1 protein-coding gene is annotated in these 430 nt (G+C 39.3%); it reads right to left on the bottom strand.

Features of this window, described 5'->3' with window-relative positions; translation table 11 throughout:
• Positions 1-430 (bottom strand): hypothetical protein (locus AC3DEV_RS17230; RefSeq protein ID WP_488372914.1); only part of this gene is annotated, 430 nt, incomplete at both ends.

Genomic DNA, 430 nt, shown 5'->3' with positions numbered 1-430 from the left:
TCCACCTACCCCCGGTGAATGACTGGCCACAAGAGTATCACCAGCATAGATAGGAATATCTATTGCTACCTTTGATGTGACATCAGTTATTGGTACACCAGCACTATTAATTATTGTGTCTGCTGAAGAACTGAAAGAAACTGCAGCAGCGTGTGTTGTAGTTACAGAAGTATAAATTATTTCAGAACTTGAAGTTACCTCGCTTGTGTAACCAATAGTATAAAAAGATTCTTCATCCTGCACTATTGTAGTCACTTCACCTTTAATAGTTGGTGTAGCGTCTATAGTTGTAATCTGGGTATATGTGCCTGTAACTTTATCAAAAGATAGAGCAACTGGGGTAGCTGTTACGTCAGTAGTCGATGGCCGACCATCTGAATAGGAAACAACTGTTGTTATTGTCTTATCCACATTACCGGATATAACTTCA

The sequence above is a fragment of the Dietzia sp. IBK-p2-15D genome (assembly GCF_057773105.1).
This window is presented reverse-complemented; position numbering and strand designations above follow the sequence as displayed.